Origin of the sequence: Brevibacterium sediminis (genome assembly GCF_024895295.1) — a bacterium.
Taxonomy (GTDB): domain Bacteria; phylum Actinomycetota; class Actinomycetes; order Actinomycetales; family Brevibacteriaceae; genus Brevibacterium; species Brevibacterium sediminis.
The window spans coordinates 805,086-820,296 of the sequence record NZ_JAHQRN010000001.1 but is presented as its reverse complement, the minus strand read 5'-3'; the positions used below and the strand labels follow the sequence as shown (position 1 = coordinate 820,296).

At 66.3% G+C, this 15,211-nt stretch carries 14 protein-coding genes; all 14 read left to right on the top strand.

The window, feature by feature from the left end; translation table 11 throughout:
• Nucleotides 1–5: 5 nt before the first annotated feature.
• The 14 genes from carB to hisG all read left to right on the top strand — a co-directional run bounded on the left by carB (nt 6) and on the right by hisG (nt 15,206).
• Nucleotides 6–3,281, top strand: coding sequence for a carbamoyl-phosphate synthase large subunit (carB, locus tag KTJ89_RS03800; protein WP_259356804.1), 3,276 nt, complete (start codon nt 6–8; stop codon nt 3,279–3,281).
• Nucleotides 3,281–4,126 (top strand): orotidine-5'-phosphate decarboxylase, encoded by an 846-nt coding sequence (gene pyrF, locus KTJ89_RS03795; protein ID WP_139467443.1) that lies wholly within the window; start codon nt 3,281–3,283, stop codon nt 4,124–4,126. Before carB ends, pyrF begins: the two co-directional genes overlap by 1 nt.
• Nucleotides 4,127–4,301: 175 nt before the next feature.
• Nucleotides 4,302–4,613, top strand: coding sequence for an integration host factor, actinobacterial type (gene mihF / locus KTJ89_RS03790; protein ID WP_025777825.1), 312 nt, complete (start codon nt 4,302–4,304; stop codon nt 4,611–4,613).
• A gap of 19 nt (nt 4,614–4,632) precedes the next feature.
• On the top strand, nt 4,633–5,196 hold the full coding sequence (gene gmk, locus KTJ89_RS03785) for a guanylate kinase (protein ID WP_139467329.1): 564 nt from the start codon (nt 4,633–4,635) through the stop codon (nt 5,194–5,196).
• Entirely contained in the window at nt 5,197–5,544 is a 348-nt protein-coding gene (gene rpoZ / locus KTJ89_RS03780) for a DNA-directed RNA polymerase subunit omega (RefSeq protein WP_025777823.1), read from the top strand.
• Nucleotides 5,541–6,821 (top strand): bifunctional phosphopantothenoylcysteine decarboxylase/phosphopantothenate--cysteine ligase CoaBC, encoded by a 1,281-nt coding sequence (gene coaBC / locus KTJ89_RS03775; RefSeq protein WP_259356803.1) that lies wholly within the window; start codon nt 5,541–5,543, stop codon nt 6,819–6,821. The genes rpoZ and coaBC overlap by 4 nt, the downstream gene beginning before the upstream one ends.
• On the top strand, nt 6,818–8,023 hold the full coding sequence (metK, locus tag KTJ89_RS03770; RefSeq protein ID WP_139467327.1) for a methionine adenosyltransferase: 1,206 nt from the start codon (nt 6,818–6,820) through the stop codon (nt 8,021–8,023). The genes coaBC and metK overlap by 4 nt, the downstream gene beginning before the upstream one ends.
• A 12-nt stretch (nt 8,024–8,035) precedes the next feature.
• On the top strand, nt 8,036–10,090 hold the full coding sequence (locus KTJ89_RS03765) for a primosomal protein N' family DNA-binding protein (protein ID WP_259356802.1): 2,055 nt from the start codon (nt 8,036–8,038) through the stop codon (nt 10,088–10,090).
• 29 nt (nt 10,091–10,119) lie between these two features.
• On the top strand, nt 10,120–11,052 hold the full coding sequence (locus KTJ89_RS03760; RefSeq protein ID WP_139908105.1) for a methionyl-tRNA formyltransferase: 933 nt from the start codon (nt 10,120–10,122) through the stop codon (nt 11,050–11,052).
• Between the two features lie 5 nt (nt 11,053–11,057).
• The gene (locus tag KTJ89_RS03755) at nt 11,058–12,569 is read left to right on the top strand and encodes an RsmB/NOP family class I SAM-dependent RNA methyltransferase (RefSeq protein ID WP_259356801.1); all 1,512 of its coding nucleotides are present in this window, start codon (nt 11,058–11,060) and stop codon (nt 12,567–12,569) included.
• A gap of 3 nt (nt 12,570–12,572) precedes the next feature.
• Nucleotides 12,573–13,235, top strand: coding sequence for a ribulose-phosphate 3-epimerase (rpe, locus tag KTJ89_RS03750; protein WP_139467323.1), 663 nt, complete (start codon nt 12,573–12,575; stop codon nt 13,233–13,235).
• A 50-nt stretch (nt 13,236–13,285) separates the two neighbouring features.
• Nucleotides 13,286–13,951 carry a nicotinamide mononucleotide transporter family protein gene (locus KTJ89_RS03745; RefSeq protein WP_259356800.1) on the top strand — a complete coding sequence of 222 codons (666 nt, stop codon included), beginning with the start codon at nt 13,286–13,288 and terminating at the stop codon, nt 13,949–13,951.
• A gap of 98 nt (nt 13,952–14,049) precedes the next feature.
• On the top strand, nt 14,050–14,313 hold the full coding sequence (locus KTJ89_RS03740; protein WP_101544371.1) for a phosphoribosyl-ATP diphosphatase: 264 nt from the start codon (nt 14,050–14,052) through the stop codon (nt 14,311–14,313).
• Between the two features lie 53 nt (nt 14,314–14,366).
• On the top strand, nt 14,367–15,206 hold the full coding sequence (gene hisG, locus KTJ89_RS03735; protein WP_172169683.1) for an ATP phosphoribosyltransferase: 840 nt from the start codon (nt 14,367–14,369) through the stop codon (nt 15,204–15,206).
• The last annotated feature ends 5 nt before the right edge of the window (nt 15,207–15,211 follow it).

Genomic DNA, 15,211 nt, shown 5'->3' with positions numbered 1-15,211 from the left:
CCCCAATGCCATTGAGACACGACCTCAAATCCGTCCTTGTCATCGGCTCCGGCCCCATCGTCATCGGCCAGGCCTGCGAATTCGACTACTCCGGCACCCAGGCCTGCCGCGTGCTGCGCTCCGAGGGCCTGCGCGTCATCCTCATCAATTCGAACCCGGCGACGATCATGACCGACCCGGACATCGCCGACGCCACCTACGTCGAACCGATCGATCCGGACGTCATCGAGACGATCATCGAGAAGGAACGCCCCGACGCGCTCCTGCCCACCCTGGGCGGACAGACCGCACTCAACGCGGCCATCGCCCTCCACGACGCCGGAGTGCTCGAGAAGTACGGCGTCGAACTCATCGGTGCCGACGTCGACGCCATCCAGCGCGGCGAGGACCGCCAGAAGTTCAAAGACATCGCCGAGGCCTGCGGCGCCGAAGTGGCCAGATCCGCCATCTGCCACACCCTCGACGAAGCCCTTGCCGCCGCCGAGGAGCTCAACTACCCGGTCGTCGTCCGCCCCTCGTTCACCATGGGCGGCCTCGGCTCGGGTATGGCCTATGACGAAGCCGATCTGCGCCGCATCGCCGGCGCCGGCCTGTCCGATTCCATCACCCACGAGGTGCTGCTCGAGGAATCGATCCTCGGGTGGAAGGAATACGAGCTCGAGCTCATGCGCGACAACAAGGACAACGTCGTCGTCGTGTGCTCGATCGAAAACGTCGACCCCGTCGGCGTGCACACCGGTGACTCGATCACAGTGGCCCCGGCCCTGACGCTGACCGACCGGGAATACCAGTCGATGCGCGATATCGGCATCGCCATCATCCGGGCCGTCGGCGTGGACACCGGCGGCTGCAACATCCAGTTCGCCGTCGACCCCAGGACCGGACGCATCATCACCATCGAGATGAACCCACGCGTCTCCCGGTCTTCGGCGCTGGCATCGAAGGCCACCGGCTTCCCGATCGCGAAGATGGCCGCGAAGCTCGCCGTCGGCTACTCGCTCGACGAGATCCCCAACGACATCACGAAGGTCACTCCGGCCAGCTTCGAACCGACCCTGGACTATGTGGTCGTGAAGATCCCGCGCTTCACCTTCGAGAAGTTCCCGGCCGCGGATCCGACCCTGACGACGACGATGAAATCCGTCGGTGAGGTCATGGCCCTGGGCCGCAATTTCACCACCGCGCTGCAGAAGGCGATGCGTTCACTCGAGCAGAAGGACTCCGCGTTCAGCTGGACCGACCTGCCCGACGTCTCCGACGACGACGTCCGCGAATCCGTCCTCGAAGCGATCTCGCACGCCACTGCCGACCGCATCCACTCGGTCCAGCGCGGACTCGCCGCCGGCCTGAGCGCCGAAGAGGTCTTCGACGCCTGCGAGATCGATCCCTGGTACCTCGACCAGATCCAGCTCATCAACGAGGTGGCCGCCTATGTCCGCGACGCCGACGAACTGGACGAGCAGGTCCTGCGGGTCGCGAAGAACCACGGTTTCTCCGACGAGCAGATCGCGGGACTGCGCAGCCTCGACACGAGCGTCGTCACCGGCATCCGCCATGCACTGCGCGTGCGCCCGGTGTTCAAGACGGTCGACACCTGCGCCGGAGAATTCGAAGCGAAGACTCCCTACCACTACTCGAGCTACGACTCCGAGACCGAGGTCATGCCGCGCGAACGCCCGGCAGTGATCATCCTCGGCTCGGGACCGAACCGCATCGGCCAGGGCATCGAGTTCGACTACTCGTGCGTGCACGCGACCATGGCGATCGGGTCGGCCGACTACGAGACGATCATGGTCAACTGCAACCCGGAGACCGTGTCGACGGACTACGACACCGCCGATCGCCTGTACTTCGAACCCCTGACGTTCGAAGACGTCATGGAGGTCTACCACGCCGAACTCGCCGCCGGCGAGGTCCTCGGCGTCGTGTGCACTCTCGGTGGACAGACCCCGCTGGGCCTGGCCGACAAGCTCAAGGCCGCGGGTGTGCCGGTGCTCGGCACCCAGCCCGAAGCCATCGATCTGGCCGAGGACCGCGGAGAGTTCGGAGCCGTGCTGGAGAGGGCCGGTCTCACTGCCCCCAAGCACGGCACCGCAGTGACCGCAGCGGAAGCCGCAGCGATCGCGGAGAACATCGGCTACCCGGTGCTCGTGCGGCCCTCCTATGTCCTCGGCGGACGCGGAATGCAGATCGTCTACGATCGCACCCAGCTGCTCGACTATATGGCCAGCGCCACGGAGATCTCGACCGACCGTCCGGTCCTCGTCGACCGGTTCCTCGAAGACGCCATCGAGATCGACGTCGACGCCCTCTACGACGGCAACGAGGTCTACATCGGCGGAATCATGGAGCACATCGAGGAGGCCGGAATCCACTCCGGTGACTCCGCCTGCGTACTGCCCTCGCTGACTCTGGGTGAGGACGTGCTCGAGCGCGTCCGCCAGGGCACGAAGGCCATCGCCGAAGGTGTGGGCGTACGCGGACTGCTCAACATCCAGTTCGCCATCGCCGCGGATGTCCTCCACGTCATCGAAGCCAACCCCCGTGCCTCGCGGACCGTGCCCTTCGTCTCGAAGGCGACGTCAACCCAGCTGGCCAAGGCCGCGGCTCTCATCGCCGTGGGCCGCAAGATCGAGGATCTGCGCGGAGATCTGCTGGCAGCGGCCGGCGACGGCTCGACCCTGCCGCTCGACCATCCGATCGCCGTCAAGGAGGCAGTCCTGCCGTTCCGACGGTTCACCACCGTCGAAGGCAAGATCATCGACTCGATCCTTGGCCCCGAGATGCGCTCGACCGGTGAGGTCATGGGCATCGACCACAACTTCCCGACCGCCTTCGCGAAGGGACTGCTCGGGGCATCTGTGAAGCTGCCGACCTCGGGCACCGTGTTCGTGTCGGTGGCCGATCGGGACAAGCGCGCCATGGTGCTGCCGGTCAAGGAGCTCGTCGATATGGGCTTCGACGTCGTCGCGACCACCGGCACCGCGGCCGTGCTCTCCCGCTACGGAATCAAGACCACACAGGTGCACAAGCACTTCGAGGCCGATGCCGAAGACCGCACGGTCATCGACTACCTCACCGCGGGCACCATCGACATGGTCATCAACGTGCCGTCGGGTCGGCAGGAACGCGCCGACGGCTATGAGATCCGAGCCGCGGCGACCGCGAACTCCGTGCCGCTGATCACGACGCTGGCCGAATTCGCCGCCGCCGTGACCTCCCTCGAGGTCATCCGCGACTCGAAGTTCGACGTGCGCAGCCTGCAGGATTGGAACGCCTGATGTTCGGCGCCCGACTGGCAGCCGCCATGGACGAGCACGGGCCGCTGTGTGTGGGCATCGACCCGCACGAGCATCTTCTCGCCTCCTGGGGGCTGCCCGCCAGCGCCGCAGGCGTACGGGAGTTCGCCCTCCGCACGGTCTCCGAGCTCAAGGGCTCGGTGGCCGCCGTCAAACCGCAGTCCGCGTTCTTCGAACAGTACGGCTCCGCCGGAGTCGCTGCTCTCGAAGAGACACTGGCCGCGGCCAGGGACGCCGGACTGCTCACCGTCCTCGACATCAAACGCGGTGACATCGGGTCGACCATGGGTGCCTACGCGAAGGCCTACCTCGACCCCGCCTCGGCGCTGGCCGCGGACTCGATCACGGTCTCGCCCTACCTCGGATTCGGCGCTCTGGAGCCGGCCTTCGAACTCGCTGCCGCTCACGGCAAGGGCGTGTTCGTCCTGGCACTGACCTCGAATCCGGAAGGGGCAGAAGTCCAGCATGCCGTGAGAGACCGCGAATCGGTGGCCGGATCGATCGTGTCCCGAGTCCGGCAGCGCAATGCTCAGGCACTGGGGACACCCGACGAGCTCGGTCCCTTCGGACTCGTCGTCGGCGCGACCATCGGCACCGCAGCGCGCGATCTGGGTTTCGATCCCAGTGACTGCGGGGGACCGATCCTCGCTCCGGGCGTCGGTGCACAGGGTGCGGGCCTGACCGAGCTGCGGGCGGTCTTCGGCGGCCGGGCGCTGGAATCGGGACAGGTGCTCGCCACCGCCTCCCGGGCGGTGCTCGGTGCCGGACCCGACGGTCTGGCCGAAACCGCCGCCGCGCTCAATCGTGCGCTGACGGTCACCGACTGAACAGCGGTGTTCGGATCGCGGGGGCGGTCCGAACACCGGTTTCGGTGTTCCGTCGACGGGCGGATTCCGGCTCGCCACGACACAAATTTCTGCTCATATCGCCTCTCGGCAGGGATTTTGTCTTAGACTGAGACAACTTCCCTACCTGCCCGTTCATGGTGACAGAGGAGACAAAGTGGCACTCGAACCGTTGACCCCGCAACAGCGTTCCGCTGCGTTGGACAAAGCGTTCAAGGCACGTCAGGCACGAGCCGAAGTGAAGTCGGCGCTGAAGACCGGCGATACCGATCTCGCGGCCGTGCTCAAGAAGGCAGCAGACGACGAAGCACTGGCGAAGATGCGTGTGCTCGATCTGCTCAGAGCTCTGCCCGGAGTCGGCGACCGGCGCGCCGAAGCCGCCATGGAAGAGGTCGGCATCGCCACCTCCCGTCGGATCAAAGGTCTGGGCGTCCACCAGAAGTCCGCCCTGTTGGAGAAATATTCCTGAGTGTGACAACCTCAGATCTGTGAATAATCGACTCACCGTCCTCGCGGGTCCGACCGCCGTCGGAAAAGGCACCATCAGCACCTATATTCGGCAGAACCACCCCGAGGTCTGGTTCTCCGTGTCGGCCACGACCCGACCCAGACGCCCCGGTGAGATCGATGGTGTCCATTATCACTTCCTCACCGACGACGCCTTCGACACCCTCATCGCCGAGGATCGCCTGCTCGAATACGCCGTCGTCCACGGACGCCACCGCTACGGCACGCCTTCGGCCCCGGTGGAGGAGAAGCTCGACCAGGGGATTCCCGCGCTGCTGGAGATCGATCTGCAGGGAGCCCGCCAAGTCAAAGAGAAGATGCCCGATGCCCGCTTCGTCTTCCTCGCCCCGCCCAGCTGGGACGAACTCGTCTCCCGACTGACCGGTCGAGGCACCGAAACGGAGGAGGAGCAGGAACGACGACTGGCCACCGCGAAACGCGAATTGGCCGCCGAATCGGAGTTCGACGTGACCATTGTGAACGACCACGTTCGCACTGCGGCCGAAGAACTCCTATCATTGATGGGTATATCCACTTCCGATTAGATGGGAATCTCCTTGCCCGCACAGCCTGAAGGCATCACCAACCCTCCGATCGACGATCTGCTCAACGTCACCGGTTCGAAGTACGAACTGGTCTCGATCGCGGCAAAGCGCGCCCGTCAGATCAACTCGTACTACGCCCAGCTGCAGGAGGGACTGCTCGAGAACGTCGGTCCGCTCGTCACGCCGGGCACCAACGAGAAGCCTCTGTCGATCGCTCTGCGTGAGGTCAACGAGTCGAAGATCGTCGCCCGCGAGGTCTCCGAAGCCGACTTCATCCAGGCCGCACCCGAGGCCGAAGCCACCGCTCCTGTGAGCAACGACGGCGCGATCGACTTCAGCGACCAGTGAGAATCGTACTCGGCGTCGCCGGTGGGATCGCCGCCTACAAAGCGGCACACATCATCCGGCGACTCCGGGAACTCGACCACAGCGTCAAGGTCGTTCCGACGGCCAACGCACTGAAATTCATCGGTGCCCCCACTCTCGAGGCACTGTCCGGCCAGACCGTGACCACCGATGTCTTCGACGAGATCGACACCGTCAATCACGTGCGCATCGGACAGGAAGCCGAACTCGTCATCATCGCCCCGGCGACCGCCGATCTGATCGCGAAGATCGCCGCCGGACGAGCCGATGATCTGCTCACCGCCTCCGTGCTCACCACCACCGCCGAGGTGGTCGTGGCCCCGGCCATGCACACGGAGATGTGGCTCAACCCCGCCACAGTCGCCAACATCGCGACCCTGCGCTCCCGCGGCGTCCATGTCCTCGACCCTGCTGTCGGACGCCTCACCGGCCCCGATTCCGGTCCCGGACGACTGCCCGAACCCGAAGCGATCGTCGACTTCGCGCTCTCGGTCAAGGACGGCACCGCCGGCGACTCGGCAGATGCGTCCACTTACCCCAGCGGTGCTCTGTCCGGTCGTCGCATCGTGATCAGCGCCGGCGGCACGCGGGAAGCACTCGACCCCGTGCGCTTCCTCGGCAACCGCTCCTCAGGCAAACAGGGCATCGCGCTGGCCAAGGCCGCCCATGCCGCGGGCGCATCAGTCGAACTCGTCGCCGCGAACATCGACACCGGTCTGCTGACGGGACTGCCTGCGGGCATCACGATCACTCCGGTCGAATCCACTCTTGAGCTGCAGTCGGCGATGCATTCGGCCCAGGTGTGGGCTGATGCCATCATCATGGCCGCTGCCGTCGCCGACTACCGGCCGGCCGAGACGACGGACTCGAAGATGAAGAAGTCCGGAGACGACGGTCTGACTCTGCGTCTCGTGCAGAACCCGGACATCCTCCGCGGACTCGTCGACGAGCGCAGCCGTCAGTCCAGCCTCCGCCATCAGATCATCGTCGGATTCGCCGCCGAGACCGGGGACGCCGCCACCGCAGCCCTCGACTACGCTCGAGCCAAGTTCCAGCGCAAGGGCGTCGACCTTCTCGTATTCAACGACGTCTCCGACGACCGCGCCTTCGGCCACGATAAGACCATGGTCCAGATCATCTCCGCCGACCGCGGCGAGATCGTCGTCGGTGAGGAATTCCACGGGTCGAAGGACCATGTTTCACAAAAGGTCATCGCGGCCGTCTCCGACCAAATCACCCACGTAGAATCGACAACGTGACACACACAAATCTGCGTTTCTTCTCATCCGAGTCCGTCACCGAGGGACATCCCGACAAGATCTGCGACCAGATCAGCGATGCGGTGCTCGACGACCTGCTCCGGCAGGACCCCAACGCCAAAGTGGCCGTGGAGACCATGGTCACCACCGGCCTCGTCCACGTCGCCGGTGAGGTGAATACGGCCGCCTACGCCGACGTCGCCGGAATCGTGCGCAGCCTCATCACGGGCATCGGCTACGACTCCTCGGACACCGGCTTCGACGGACACTCCTGCGGAGTCTCAGTGTCCATCGGAAGCCAGTCCACGGACATCCACTCCGGTGTGACGAATCCGCTGGACTTCCGCGAGGCCGTCGAATCCTCCGACCACGGCACCAGCCTCGGCGCCGGAGATCAGGGACTGATGTTCGGCTATGCCGACAACTCCACCGATGTGCTCATGCCGCTGCCCATCCACTTGGCCTCCCGGATGGCCGAGCAGCTCTCCGCGGTGCGCAAGTCCGGTCGGCTCGACTACCTGCGCCCCGATGGGAAGACCCAGCTGACGCTGGGCTATGACGGCGATGAGGCAGTGTCGATCGAGAACGTCGTCGTCTCCACCCAGCACTCGGCGGAGACCAGCCAGTCTCAGCTGCACACGGAGATCAAGGAACTCGTCATCGATCCGGTGATCGCCGATTCCGGTCTCGACACCTCGGGCGCGAACATCCACATCAACCCTGCCGGCCCCTTCGTGACGGGCGGGCCGATGGGCGATGCCGGTCTGACCGGACGGAAGATCATCGTCGACACCTACGGCGGGTTCTCCCGTCACGGTGGCGGTGCGTTCTCCGGCAAGGACCCATCGAAGGTCGACCGTTCGGCGGCCTACGCTATGCGCTGGGTGGCGAAGAACGTCGTCGCCGCCGGTCTGGCAGACCGTGCCGAGGTGCAGGTGTCCTATGCGATCGGCCGAGTCGATCCGATGGGGCTCTACGTCGAGACCTTCGGTACGGAGAAGGCGGACCCGGCGGCCATCTCGGCTGCCATCCGCGAGGTCTTCGACCTCCGCCCTGCGATGATCATCCAGGAACTCGACCTGCTGCGCCCGATCTACTCGCAGACCTCGACCTACGGCCACTTCGGCCGTGAGCTGCCCGATTTCACCTGGGAGGTCACGGACCGCGCCGAGGATCTGCTGCGCGCCGTGTCCTCCAGCTAGTCTGCCGTCGGCGTGGACGAACCCCTCCCGATCGACACCGGTACCTCGGCCGAGGGCCAGGTTCCCCTGGCCCCGATCGAACCGGTCGCCCGAGTGCTCATCGACCATCCCGTCCCGCACCTGGCGCGGACCTTCGACTACGCGGTGCCGGAGAAGCTCGCCGAGGCTGCCCTGCCCGGAGTGCGGGTGCGGGTGAAGTTCGCCGGAAAGCTGCGCGACGGCTATCTGCTCGAACGTGTCGAGAGCTCGGACCACTTCGGTCCGCTGGCGACGATCCAACGCATCAGCGGTCCCATTCAGGTGCTGAGTGCGGATCTGCTCGCCTTGAGCGAAGCCGTCGCCCGTCGCTACGGCGGCACCCTCGCCGATGTGCTGCGCCTGGCCATCCCACCGCGTCATGCCCGTGGCGAGAAAGCAGTGCTCAAGGCGGAGAAGGCGGGTCAGTCGGCCGCACAGGCCGATGCGGACGCCGCGGACCCAGCGACCGGACCGAACGACGGGCCGGCGGATGATCCGCAGCTGCTCGGCCGCCTCGGCGAATGGGTTCTCGCAGCGGGGACGGAACCCACGGTCGACAACGTCTCGGGCCCGCCTCGGCGCAGAGCCGTGGCGTGCACACCCGGGCCGACGCCGGGTCTCAGCTGGATCCGTGCCGGCCTCGATGCCGCACGGGCGAGTCTCGAAGCCGGCCGGTCCGTGCTCTGGCTTGTGCCCGATCATCGTGAACTCGCCGTGCTCCATTCGACTCTCACCCACGCTGGGATCGCGGAGGTCTCGGTGCTCAGTGCCGACCAGTCACCGGAGCTGCGGTGGCAGGCCTGGCTGCGCGGGCTGCTCGGACACACGCGGATCACGATCGGCACGCGGGCGGCGGCCTTCGCCCCCGTCGCGGACCTCGGACTCATCATCTGCACCGATGACGCGAACCTCAACTACCTCGATCAGCACGCCCCGTACCCGCACGCCCGAGAGGTCTGCCTGCTGCGGTCGACGATCGAGGACACCGAGCTGCTCTTCGTCTCCACCGACCGCAGCGCCGAAGTGCAGCGCCTCGTCGAGATCGGCTGGCTGGCCGACGTCACACCGGTCGGACCCGCCAGGCGGCATGCCGCCCCCGTCGTCTTCGTCCCCGATGAGGACCGGGACCCCTTCGCCTGGCAGCGCATTCCCAGCCGCGCCTGGCAGATCATGCGAACGGCGCTGCGTCCGCGTCCCCGGGACGGCGGAGTGCCCGGTCCGGTGCTCGTGCAGGTGCCGCGCTCCGGCTACTATCCTGTCTTCGCCTGTGCCCGCTGCCAGGAAGTCGCCCGCTGCCCGCAATGTCAGGCGACGCTGACCACACAGTCGGAAGTCGGTCCCTTCGCCTGCCGGTCCTGCGGCTTCCACTCGGAGACGTTCAGCTGCCTGCGCTGCCGGTCGAACCGTGTGCGATCGATCGTGCGCGGCCGGGCCCGCACCGTCGAAGAACTTGCCCGGGCGCTGCCCGATATCGAGATCGTCGAATCCGGAGGCGACCACATCTCCACTGCCCTCGACGAGACCCCGCGACTCGTGGTCGCCACCACCGGAGCCGAACCCTATGTGCTCGGCGGTTACGCCGCGGCGATCCTCTTGGACTCGCTATGGCCGGGGCCCTGGATGCGCTCGATCGACGAAAGTGTGGCACGTCGACTGCGAGCCGCCTCACTCGTGCGTTCCCGCGATGACGGAGGAGCCGTCTACCTCGGCGACGAAGACGAACTCATCCGGCAGACCCTGACCGCCTTCGACCCCACGACCTTCATGTCACGACAGCTGAGCGACCGGAAGGCACTCGGCTTCCCGCCCTACCGACGGATCCTCGAACTCACGGGAGCAGGCGCCGACATCGACGAGGTGCTCGAACAGATCGGCGAGGTCGAGGAACTCCTGCGTGAGGACGCCGAGGACGGACAGCGCAGCGTCAGCGCCTACCCGTTCTCCGCCGGAGACCGCGTCGGAACGAGAGCGGCCGAGATCATTGCCTCCCGGTCCGCCAAGAAGCAACGGCAGGTGCGTGTGCGCATCGACGATCCCCGGTCGCTGTGACGGCGCGGCGAACCAGTAGAATCCAAGTCGTGGATATCGTCTTCGCCGGCACCCCTGATGTCGCAGTTCCCGCCCTCGAGGCCTTTGCCGAATCTAGCCACCGCATCCGTGCGGTGCTCACCCGACCTGATGCGCCCGTCGGACGGAAGAGAGTCCTCACCCCGTCACCGGTGAAGACCCGCGCTCTCGAACTCGGACTGCCCGTCATCGAAGCCGGTCGTCTGCGCGGCGATGTCATCTCACAGCTGCAGGCACTCGATGTCGACGCCGTCGCCGTCGTCGCCTTCGGCGCCATCGCCGGACCCGCCGCACTGGCCACCGCCCGACTCGGCTGGTTCAACCTCCATTTCTCACTGCTGCCGGCCTACCGCGGAGCCGCCCCCGTCCAACGCGCACTCATCGGCGGTGAGACCACGAGTGGGATCAGTGTGTTCCGCATCGACGAGGGCATGGACACCGGCCCCGTGCTGCGCCGACTCGAACTGCCGCTCGACCACGCGGACGTCGCCGAGGCTCTTGAGGACTATGCACGCCGCGGGGCACCCGAACTCGTCGCCGCCTTCGACGATCTCGCCGCCGGCACCGCCGCCCCGACCCCGCAGACCGGCGAGTCCAGCCATGCGGAGAAGATCACCGTCACCGACGCCCACCTCGACCTGTCCGCTCCGGCCGCCCGGGTCATCGACAGGGCCCGCGGAACCAGTCCCGCACCGGGACCATGGGTGGAACTCGACGGAAAGAGGACGAAGCTCTTCGGACTCTCACCCGCATCCGAAGTGACAACACCTGGGGCCGTCGGCGAATTGACCACCTGGCAGCAGCAACCGGTGCTGCGCTGCGGTGACGGCTGGGTCCGGGTCGAGCAGATCCAGCCCTTCGGCAAGGCCCGGATGGCCACGGCCGACTTCCTGCGCGGCCGCGGAGACGTGACCTTCGACCCCTATACCGAGAGGCAAGCATAAGAGCCATGGCTGAGTCAGCAGGCAGAGACCGCCGAGGCGGCCCCCGAGACACCGACCGACGCGCCGGCCACGGCCGCGGACGCAGCGATCACGGACGTCAGGGTCGCGACCGCCCACGTCAGGACCGCGGAGCATCGCAGGGCGAACGAGTGGGTAAGAACCTGCCGCGGCGCATCGCCTGGGAAGTCCTCCTCGACGTGGCGACGAAAGACGCCTACGCGAACCTGCTGCTGCCGGCCAAACTCTCCCGCACCCATATGGGCGCTCAGGACGCTGCCTTCACCACCGAGCTCACCTACGGAACCCTGCGTCGGCAGAAGTTCTACGATGCGGTCATCGAAATCGCCTCGTCCCGAGCCGTCGACAAGATCGATCCCGAACCCCTGGCCGCAATGCGGCTCGGCGCCCACCAGCTGCTGTCGATGCGGGTGCCCAACCATGCTGCACTGTCCGAAACCGTGGCCGTGGTCAAACGATCGGCGGCGAAGACCGTCGGATTCGTCAATGCCGTGCTCCGCCGTATCTCGGAAGCCGAACCCACTGAGTGGCTCGACCGCGTCACCGCCGAGGCCGACGAGACCACCCGACTGGCGATCGAACACTCCCATCCCGAATGGGTCGTCCGGGCATTGAACCAGGCGCTCAAGGGACATGGCCGCGACGCCGCCGAGCTCGAAGCTCTCCTCGAAGCCGACAACGCACCCGCAAAGGTCGGAGTGACCGCCCTGCCCGGACTCATCGACCGCACCGAACTGCCGGGGGAACCCACCCCGCTGTCACCGATCGGCGTCACCCTGGAGACCGCGGTTCCCCGGGACGTGGCAGCTGTGGCCGACGGACGTGCCCGCGTCCAGGACGAAGGTTCCGCGCTTGTGGCCCTCGCTTTGGCCGATATCGACGCACCCACCGGAACCTGGGCCGACCTGTGCGCCGGACCCGGCGGCAAGGCCGCCGTCCTCGCAGCCAGAGCCGCCGGCGAATCGACGACATTGGAGGCCTTCGACTCCAGCGAGCACCGTGTCGACCTCGTCCGCGACTCCACCAAGGCGCTGACCAACGTCATCGCCGCCGTCCGCGACGGACGCGACGCCCGCGGACCCTACTCGAAGATCCTCGTCGACGTACCCTGCTCCGGACTCGGTGCCCTGCGCCGCCGCCCCGAAGCCCGCTACCGCAGACGGCCCGAAGACATCACCTCCCTGACCGGACTGCAGCGCGAACTGCTCGCCGCTGCCCTCGATGCCTGCGCGCCCGGGGGAGTGGTCGCCTACTCGACGTGCTCACCGCACTACGCCGAAACCGTGCTCATCGTCGACGAGGTTCTGCGCCTGCGAGCCAAGTCGGGAAGCGCGGACATCGAGGTCCTCGACACCCCGGCCGCGCTGTCGGCGATCACCGGCACCGAGGCGGAGTCGTTCGCGTCGGTGACCCGGGAAGGCGGGCGATACGCCCAGCTCTGGCCCCATGTCCACAACAGCGACGGAATGTTCCTGGCTCTCCTGCGAAAGGCGAAATGACCCATGTCGATCGACATCAACCCCTCCATCCTGTCCTCGGACTTCTCCGATCTGCGCGGTGAGCTTACGAAGATCAGCACCGCCGATATGGCCCATATCGACGTCATGGACAACCATTTCGTGCCGAACCTCACCTTCGGCCCGCCCGTCGTCGAACGCATCCAGGCGATCTCACCGATCCCGCTCGACGCCCACCTCATGATCGCCGACGCCGACCGCAACGCTCCCGTGTACGCGGAGATCGGCTGCGCCTCGGTGACCTTCCACGCCGAGGCGGCTGCCGCCCCCGTCCGTCTCGCCCGGGAACTGCGCCGTCTCGGGGCCAAGGCCAGCCTCGCCCTCAAACCGGCCACCCCGATCGAACCCTTCATCGACCTCCTCGGCGAATTCGACCAGATCCTCATCATGACTGTCGAACCCGGATTCGGCGGTCAGAAGTTCCTCGACGTGTGCCTGCCGAAGATCACGCGGACCCGCGAAGCGATCTCTGCTTCCGGACTCGAGATCAAGCTGCAGGTCGACGGGGGAGTCTCCGCGGCGACGATCGACCGTGTCGTCGACGCCGGCGCCGACGTCCTCGTCGCCGGCTCCGCCGTCTACGGAGCCGACGATGCGGCAGCCGCCATCAGCGAACTGCGCACCCTCGCCGCCGCACACACCCACTGACCGAACCGGGCCGAACTATGCTTACGGCCCACACCTGAAGAGAGCCTGCGATGGACCTGTTCGACTGGTTGAACACCCCGGCATTCGAACTGCTGGGAAAGCCTGTGCCGTACTCCGACCTGTTCGGCAACATCTGTGCGCTGGCCACGGTCGTCCTGGCGCTGCGCCGGAACATCCTGTCCTGGCCGGTGCAGATCCTCGGCTCCATCCTCCTCTTCTCCGCAAGCCTCTCCGCCGGCCTCGGCGGCAATGCCTCTCGGCAGGTCGTCATCATCGTCGCCGCGGTCTGGGGATGGACGCAATGGAAGAAGTCCAAGGCCGCCGCCGGTGAAGTCCTCGTCCGCTGGGCGAGCTGGAAGGAACGGGCGATCCTGCTCGCAGCTCTCGTCATCGGCACCGGAGTCTTCGGCTGGGTCCTCGCCCTGGGCGGATGGTCCTGGAACCCCTGCCCCGACGCCTATATCTTCATCGGTTCGATCGTGGCCATGTACGCCCAGGGCCGAGCCATCGTCGAATTCTGGTTCGTCTGGCTCGCCGTCGACCTCGTCGGCATCCCGCTGGCGATCTCCGGCGGACTCGTCTTCTCCGGAGCCGTGTACCTGTTCTTCCTCGTCATGGTCATCCTCGGACTCATCGACTGGTCGAAACGGTCACGCCAGACGATCTCTGCGCCTCACCGTCCGGCCACCGACATCGGCCGCGACCCCGAGGACTGAGGTCAGCCGCCGGCAGCACCAGTGAGACCCGGCCCGCCGCGTTCTAGAACATGAGACCCCGAATGCTGCGGCCGATGCAGATGCATTAGGCTGGAGAAGTGAAGACCTTTGAGACTCTCTACGCCGAACTCCAGCAGAAATCCCTCGATCGCCCCACCGGTTCGAAGACCGTGGCCGAACTCGACGCCGGAGTCCATGCGATCGGCAAGAAGGTCGTGGAAGAGGCCGCCGAAGTATGGATGGCCGCCGAATACGAAACCAAGGAAGAGCTCGCCGAGGAGATCTCGCAGCTGCTCTACCACGTACAGGTGATGATGATCGCCAAGGGACTGACCCTCGACGACGTCAACACCCACCTGTAAGACCCTCCCACGAACCTGACCGACCCGACGCCATCGAACTCCAAAGGGACCCCATGCTGCGTGTAGCCGTGCCCAACAAGGGCGCACTGTCCGAAGCCGCCTCCGACATGCTCAGCGAGGCCGGATACTCCACTCGACGCGGAACCAAGACCCTGGTCCATCAGGACGAGGTCAACGGAGTCGAATTCTTCTACCTGCGTCCCCGCGACATCGCCATCTACGTCGGCTCCGGAATCCTCGACGCCGGAATCACCGGCCGTGACCTGCTGCTGGAGTCACAGGCCGAAGCCGAAGAGGTGCTCGGACTCGGATTCGGTGCCTCGCGCTTCTTCTACGCCGGCACCGCCGGCTCGTTCACCTCGGCCGAGCAGCTGGCCGGTGCCCGCATCGCCACGAGCTTCCCGAACCTCGTGGATGCCGACCTGCAGCGACGCGGAATCGCGGCAACCACGGTGCAGCTCGACGGGGCGATCGAGGTCTCCATCCAGCTCGGAGTCGCCGACGCCATCGCCGATGTCGTCGAGACCGGCTCCACGCTGCGCGCCGCGGGACTCGAAACCTTCGGCGAGCCGCTGCTCGAATCAGAAGGTGTGCTCATCCAGCGCGCCGGAGCCGAATCCCGCATCGGCGTGCTCAAACGCCGCCTCGAATCGGTCATGGTCGCCCGCCAGTATGTGCTCGTCGACTACAACATCGAACAGCGCCTGGTTCCCGAGGCGATCTCGCTGACCCCGGGGCTCGAATCCCCGACCGTGTCCCCGCTGCAGGAGACCGGGTGGGTCGCTGTGCGCGTCATGGTCGAAGCGAAGGAAGTCAACAACGTCATGGACCGGCTCTACGGAGTCGGGGCGCGTGCGATTCTGGTGACGAACATTGGCGCCTGCCGAATCTGATCTGG